A 5,877-nucleotide genomic window follows, 5' to 3' on the forward strand; every position below is an offset into this window, starting at 1 on the left:
AGGGAATACGCCGGCCACGGGATCGGTCGAAAACTTCACGAGGCCCCGCAGATTCCGAATTACGGCACACCCGGCAAGGGCATCACCCTGAAAAAGGGAATGTCCTTGGCCATCGAACCGATGATCATGACCGGAAAGGAGGCGGTAAGGACTCTGAAGGACGGATGGACCGTGGTAACGGCCGATGGCTCCGATGCCGCCCATTTCGAGAAGACCATCGTCATCACCGGAGACGGCCCGGAGGTGATCACGCCTTGGGATTAAGGGGTTATTATGAAAGTGACCCAGGGGTCGGAGATCGCCCCGGTGGCGTTGACCGGAGCGCAGATGTCTCGCCAGGTGGGACAGGAAGGGTGAAGGAGCCGTATGCCAAAAGATGACATGATCGAGGTCAGGGGAAAGGTAATAGAACCTCTACCCAACGCCATGTTCCGGGTCGAACTGGAAAACGGTCACAAGATCCTGGGCCATGTGTCGGGCAAGATGCGGATGCATTTCATAAGGATATTGCCGGGAGATAGGGTCCTGGTCCAGATATCTCCCTATGACTTGACACGGGGAAGGATCGTGTATAGATATAAATAAACTTAAGATTTGTGTAATCGCGCGTGTATTCTATACTTTGCGAGTAATTCAGCTGCGTTGAGGAGCGTGGAATCCGATGAAAGTGAAACCATCTATCAAACCCATCTGCGAACACTGCAGGGTTATCAAAAGAAAAGGTGTCGTCAGGATCATCTGCAGCAAGAACCCGAGGCACAAACAGAGACAGGGAGCAAGGAGGTAGTATCCCATGGCACGAATCGCAGGAGTCGATCTTCCAAGGGAAAAACGCATCGAGGTGGCGCTGACCTATATCTACGGGATCGGGTTGCCTTCCTCGAAAAAGATTCTCGAGGCGACGTCTATCTCCCCCGACACGAGGGTGAAGGATCTCACCGAAGAGGAAGCACAAAAGCTCAGATCCGAGATAGAGGATAGTTACAGGGTTGAGGGCGACCTCCGACGGGAGGTCACGATGAATATCAAGCGCCTCGTCGAAATCGGCTGCTACAGGGGCATGCGCCACAAATTCGGCCTTCCCGTGAGAGGGCAGAGGACAAAGACCAATGCGAGGACCCGCAAGGGACCCCGCAGAGCTGTCGCGGGCAAGAAGAGATCCGCGGCCAAGAAGTAATCACTTTTGGGACGCCCCCATAGGGTAAGGGAGGGAGTATTCGCGTGGCGAAGAGAACGCAACGTAGAGGCAAAAGAAAGGAAAAAAAGAATATCAGTTACGGTGTTGCCCATATCTATTCGACCTTCAACAACACCATAATCAGTGTCACCGACAAGCAGGGGAACCTGCTCTCCTGGGCTTCTGGCGGACATGTGGGTTTCAAGGGAGCGAGGAAATCCACCCCCTTCGCGGCCCAGTTGGCGGCCCAGCAGGTCGCCAAGCAGGCCCAGGATCATGGTGTCCAAGAGATAGATGTCGTAGTCAAAGGGCCTGGCCCCGGTCGCGAATCGGCCATCCGGTCCCTTCAGGGGGCGGGTCTGCAGGTGAACGCCATCAAGGACGAGACCCCGATCCCCCACAACGGTTGCCGGCCTCCCAAGCGTCGGCGAGTCTAGTGGCCTGATCAAGGAGGACAAGGGTAATGAGCAGATACACAGGTGCCGTCTGTCGCCTCTGCAGAGCCGAAGGTACGAAGCTATTTCTGAAGGGCGACAGGTGTTACACGGAAAAGTGCGCTATAAACAAGAGGAACTACAAACCGGGCCAGCATGGGCAGAGCCGGAGGGTCAAGGTCAGCGAATACGGTATCCGCTTGCGGGAGAAGCAAAAACTGAGACGCTTCTACGGGCTCAACGAGTCCCAGTTCAGGAGGTTCTACGCCTCGGCCTCCAAGATGGCCGGCCAGACTGGTCATAACTTCCTCAGGCTGCTCGAGATGCGCCTCGATAACGTGGTCTACCGGTTCGGCATAGGGGTGAGCCGCCCCCAGGCGAGGCAGTTCGTGAGGCACGGCCATGTCACCGTGAATGGTCGCAAGGTGGATATCCCCAGTTACCTCGTGAAGGCGGGGGACACTATAGCCATCGGCGAGAGGAGCCGGGATAAGACCCTCATCAAGGAGAACATCGAAGTGGCGGCTTCCAGGACGATTCCCGAATGGCTTCAGTTCGATGCCGAAAGGCAGGAAGGCCGCATACTGGCCCTCCCGAACCGCGAACAGATAGAGGTCCCTGTCAAGGAACAACTGGTCGTCGAGTTCTATGCCCGATAGCAAATGACTGGGGGGAAAATGATGGAACATATAAAACCCGAGATCCGAGTAGAGGAAAGCACCCCCCTAAACGGAAGGATCGTCGTCAGCCCTCTTGAAAAGGGGTATGGCGTCACCTTGGGCAACGCTTTGAGGCGGGTCCTGCTGTCTTCCATCGGTGGGGCGGCCATAACGGCGGTGAGGATCGAGGGGATCCTTCATGAGTTCAGCACCATCCCGGGTATGAGAGAAGATGTCATTGAACTTCTGCTCAACATAAAGAACGTGGCGCTGAAGAGCTACAGCGAGGGGACGAAGGTCCTGAGGCTGGAGGCGACGGGTCCCTGCGAGGTCACGCCGGCCCACATCCAGCCCGACAGTGATATCGAGTTCGTAGACTCCGACATGTACATTTGCACCCTGGAAGGCGGCGCCTCACTGGAGATGGATCTCTTCATCGAACAGGGAACCGGTTACCTCACCTCCGAGAGGGAGAGGCCCGCGGACCTTCCGCTGGATGCCCTTGTCATGGATGCCGTGTTCTCTCCCGTCCGCCGGGCAAAGTACGAGGTCCAGGACGAGAGGGTCGGCCAGAGGACCGACTACGAGAGGCTCATCCTTGAAGTATGGACCGATGGGTCGATCATGCCTGAAAAGGCCGTAATTGACGCCGCGGCCATCCTGCAGAGGTCCTTTTCCCTCTTCGTCAAGGGGCTCGACAAGGATGAAATCGAAGGGGCGGAAGATGCCGATGAGGACGGCCATCAGAAAGGCGACAAGGATGTGGACGGGGTCTACGCCAGGTCCATAAAGGACCTTGAGCTATCTATAAGGAGCGAAAACTGCCTTCTTCGCGGGGGTGTCCAGACCATTGGGGACCTCATGAGCCGAAGCAGGGCGGAACTGCTGAAGATAAGAAATTTGGGCAAGATATCCCTCAGGGAGATTGAAGAAAAGTTGGAAGCCTTCGGGCTGCAAATCTCGGAGGATGACCGCCCGTCAGAGGACAAGTCGAAGGAGGATGAAACCCGATGAGGCATCGCGTTGACCGACGCAGGCTTGGGCGGTATGGAAGCCATCGCATGGCCATGCTTTCAAATCTCACGGCGGTCCTTTTCCTGGATGAACGCGTGGAGACCACCGTCACCAAGGCCAAAGAAGTGCGACGGGTCGCCGAGAGGATGATCACGAAGGCGAAGATCGGCGACCTTCACAACCGCAGGATCGTCGCTTCCAGGATGGGGAATGTCAAGGCCGTGCAGAAGCTGTTCAACGACATAGCCGGCCGCTACAACGAAAGGCAGGGGGGATACACCCGCATAACCAGGACCGGATACCGCAAGGGCGACGCGGCCCCCATGGCCGTCATCGAGCTTGTCTAGAGGTCATGACAGCCGACTGCCTGGTACGGTTTTCCCATGTATCCTACACCTACGAGGGTACTGACACTCCAGCCATCACGGATATAGACCTGGAGATAGGCGCCGGAGAATGGATCGCCCTAATTGGGAGTAACGGGTCGGGAAAATCCACCCTGGCGAAGCATATCAACGCCCTGCTGCTACCGTCGCAGGGCGATTGTTTTGTCAATGGCCTCAACACAAAAAGTGAAGAGGGCAAATACTCGGCCCGAAGAGCGGTGTCGATGGTGTTCCAGAACCCCGAGAACCAGCTCATAGCGGCCGTGGTGGAGGAAGATGTCGCCTTCGGCCCCGAGAACCTGGGCCTTCCCTCCGAGAAGATCAGGGAAAGGGTGAGATGGGCCCTGGAGGTGTCAGGCCTGGGGGAAATGGCCCGAAAGCCCGTCTACGCCCTTTCTGGGGGGCAGAAGCAAAGGCTGGCCCTGGCTGGAGCCATCGCCCAGAAATCATCCTGCCTGGTCATGGATGAAGCGACGACCATGCTCGACCCAAGGGGAAGGCAGGACTTGATGGTGGTGCTCTCCAGCCTCCATTCCGGAGGGATGACCCTCGTCTCCATCACTCACCGGCTCGAGGAGATCCTCTGCTGCGACCGTTGCATAGTGCTTTCAGAGGGCCGCATAGCGTGGGAAGGGACCCCGCTGGGGCTCTTCCTTCTCGGTGAGGACCTCGTGAAATGGGGTCTTGAGATCCCCGGGATTGTAAGAGTATGGCGGATACTCCTCGATGAGGGGCTCTTTGGGACGGAGACCCCGCCCCGGATGGAAGAGATGGTGGAGGCCCTATGTCGATAGCCGTGAGGGACCTGGTCCATGTCTATCACTCCGGCTCACCTCTTGAGACAAAGGCCCTGGACGGCGTCACCTTCCGGGCTGAAAAGGGCAGATGGATGGCCATTGTGGGACATACCGGGAGCGGCAAGTCCACCCTTGCCCAGCACCTGAACGGGCTCCTCCTGCCAACGGAGGGCTCCGTGAGCGTCGACGGCATACCCGTCCGCCATGGCGAGGAGTCCCTCCGCCGGGTCAGGCAGAAGGTCGGTCTCGTTTTCCAGTACCCGGAGCAGCAACTCTTCGAGGAGACGGTCTTCAAGGAAGTTTCCTTCGGACCCAGGAACTGGGGTCTCGAGGTTGGTGATGTGAAGAAAAGCGTCGAAGAAGCCCTCGAACTGGTGGGCATCGGCGAGGATCTTTACGAAGCCAGTCCCTTTCGGCTCTCGGGAGGGCAAAAAAGAAGGGTCGCCATAGCTTCTACGCTCTCCTCCGACCCGGACTACCTGGTCATGGATGAGCCTACCGCCGGACTCGACTCCTCGGGAAGGAGGCAGTTGCTCAGCCTGCTTTCCAACCTGAAGGAACTGGGCAAGGGGATAATCCACATCACCCACGACATGGAACTGGCCCTGGGCTTTGCCGACACGATACTCGTTCTCGACGAGGGCAGGAGCGCCCTATGGGGTCCCCCCGACGTAATACTGGGGGAACTCCTCGAGCGCGACATAAGGGGGCTGGTCATCCCGGATCTCGTTCGTTTCGCGGGCCGCCTCCGCGACCTGGGTTTCGAGGTGCCTCTCACTTGGGAACCAGGCATTCTCGCGGAAGCCATAGGCAGGAGCCATGGAAGATGAAATTCCTGAACAATATGACCCTCGGCCAGTATGTACCTGTCGAATCGCCGGTCCACCACCTCGATCCGCGGTGCAAGATCGTTGCCGTCCTTTTTAGCCTCGTGGGCATCTTCCTGGTCCGGGGTCCTCTGGGCTTCACGATGTGGGGCCTCCTTTTTCCGACCCTGGTCGCCACATCGAAGATCCCCGCCCGGCTTGTCCTTTCCACGGTGAAGCCGGTCTGGATACTGGTGGCCTTCACCGCCGCGATACACCTTTTCTTCACGGGGGGCGAACCGATCTTCTCCTGGGGCATATTGAAGATAACCCGGGAAGGTGTGGTCATGGCCTCGAGAATGGGTTTGAGACTGATGCTGCTCATCATGTTCGCGGGAATGTTGACCCTCACGACCAGCCCGACGGAACTTGCCGACGGCCTGGAAAGCCTTTTCTCGCCCTTTCGCCGGTTCGGCTTCCCCGCCCATGAACTGGCCATGATGATGACCATAGCCCTCAGGTTCATACCCACCCTTCTGAACGAGACGGAGAGGATTATGAAGGCCCAGATCGCCAGGGGAGCTGAACTGGAAAGGGGAGGGCC

The 5,877-nt window shown here is 57.9% G+C and carries 11 protein-coding genes; all 11 read left to right on the forward strand.

The features are described from left to right. Positions 1-264: M24 family metallopeptidase (locus tag GX108_03345; GenBank protein ID NLO56078.1), on the forward strand; the 264-nt coding region annotated here is incomplete at its 5' end. Positions 265-366: 102 nt separating this feature from the next. Beyond that, complete coding sequence (infA, locus tag GX108_03350; protein NLO56079.1) at positions 367-585, forward strand: translation initiation factor IF-1; 219 nt, start codon at positions 367-369, stop codon at positions 583-585. 76 nt (positions 586-661) lie between these two features. After that, complete coding sequence (gene rpmJ, locus GX108_03355; GenBank protein ID NLO56080.1) at positions 662-787, forward strand: 50S ribosomal protein L36; 126 nt, start codon at positions 662-664, stop codon at positions 785-787. Positions 788-793: 6 nt separating this feature from the next. Then, the gene (gene rpsM / locus GX108_03360) at positions 794-1,177 is read left to right on the forward strand and encodes a 30S ribosomal protein S13 (protein NLO56081.1); all 384 of its coding nucleotides are present in this window, start codon (positions 794-796) and stop codon (positions 1,175-1,177) included. A 44-nt stretch (positions 1,178-1,221) separates the two neighbouring features. Then, on the forward strand, positions 1,222-1,614 hold the full coding sequence (gene rpsK, locus GX108_03365; GenBank protein ID NLO56082.1) for a 30S ribosomal protein S11: 393 nt from the start codon (positions 1,222-1,224) through the stop codon (positions 1,612-1,614). A gap of 26 nt (positions 1,615-1,640) precedes the next feature. Then, on the forward strand, positions 1,641-2,270 hold the full coding sequence (gene rpsD, locus GX108_03370; protein NLO56083.1) for a 30S ribosomal protein S4: 630 nt from the start codon (positions 1,641-1,643) through the stop codon (positions 2,268-2,270). 30 nt (positions 2,271-2,300) lie between these two features. Next, a complete protein-coding gene (locus tag GX108_03375; GenBank protein NLO56084.1) occupies positions 2,301-3,284 on the forward strand; it encodes a DNA-directed RNA polymerase subunit alpha in 984 nt (327 codons plus the stop codon). Next, positions 3,281-3,631, forward strand: coding sequence for a 50S ribosomal protein L17 (gene rplQ / locus GX108_03380; GenBank protein ID NLO56085.1), 351 nt, complete (start codon positions 3,281-3,283; stop codon positions 3,629-3,631). The genes GX108_03375 and rplQ overlap by 4 nt, the downstream gene beginning before the upstream one ends. Positions 3,632-3,636: 5 nt before the next feature. Further along, positions 3,637-4,464 (forward strand): ATP-binding cassette domain-containing protein, encoded by an 828-nt coding sequence (locus GX108_03385; GenBank protein ID NLO56086.1) that lies wholly within the window; start codon positions 3,637-3,639, stop codon positions 4,462-4,464. Next, positions 4,455-5,297: an energy-coupling factor transporter ATPase gene (locus GX108_03390; protein ID NLO56087.1), complete on the forward strand. Its 843-nt coding sequence runs from the start codon at positions 4,455-4,457 to the stop codon at positions 5,295-5,297. Before GX108_03385 ends, GX108_03390 begins: the two co-directional genes overlap by 10 nt. Beyond that, the coding region (locus tag GX108_03395; protein NLO56088.1) for an energy-coupling factor transporter transmembrane protein EcfT at positions 5,294-5,877 on the forward strand (584 nt) is incomplete at its 3' end. The genes GX108_03390 and GX108_03395, both read left to right, overlap by 4 nt.

The sequence above is a fragment of the Thermovirga sp. genome, from assembly GCA_012523215.1.
Lineage (GTDB): Bacteria > Synergistota > Synergistia > Synergistales > Thermovirgaceae > 58-81.

Bases quoted from the DNA above. Each gene is read 5' to 3' on its own strand.
- rpmJ (NLO56080.1), top strand. From the start codon at position 662: ATGAAAGTGAAACCATCTATCAAACCCATCTGCGAACACTGCAGGGTT.
- rpsD (NLO56083.1), top strand. From the start codon at position 1,641: ATGAGCAGATACACAGGTGCCGTCTGTCGCCTCTGCAGAGCCGAAGGT.
- GX108_03390 (NLO56087.1), top strand. From the start codon at position 4,455: ATGTCGATAGCCGTGAGGGACCTGGTCCATGTCTATCACTCCGGCTCA.
- rplQ (NLO56085.1), top strand. From the start codon at position 3,281: ATGAGGCATCGCGTTGACCGACGCAGGCTTGGGCGGTATGGAAGCCAT.
- infA (NLO56079.1), top strand. From the start codon at position 367: ATGCCAAAAGATGACATGATCGAGGTCAGGGGAAAGGTAATAGAACCT.
- rpsM (NLO56081.1), top strand. From the start codon at position 794: ATGGCACGAATCGCAGGAGTCGATCTTCCAAGGGAAAAACGCATCGAG.
- GX108_03385 (NLO56086.1), top strand. From the start codon at position 3,637: ATGACAGCCGACTGCCTGGTACGGTTTTCCCATGTATCCTACACCTAC.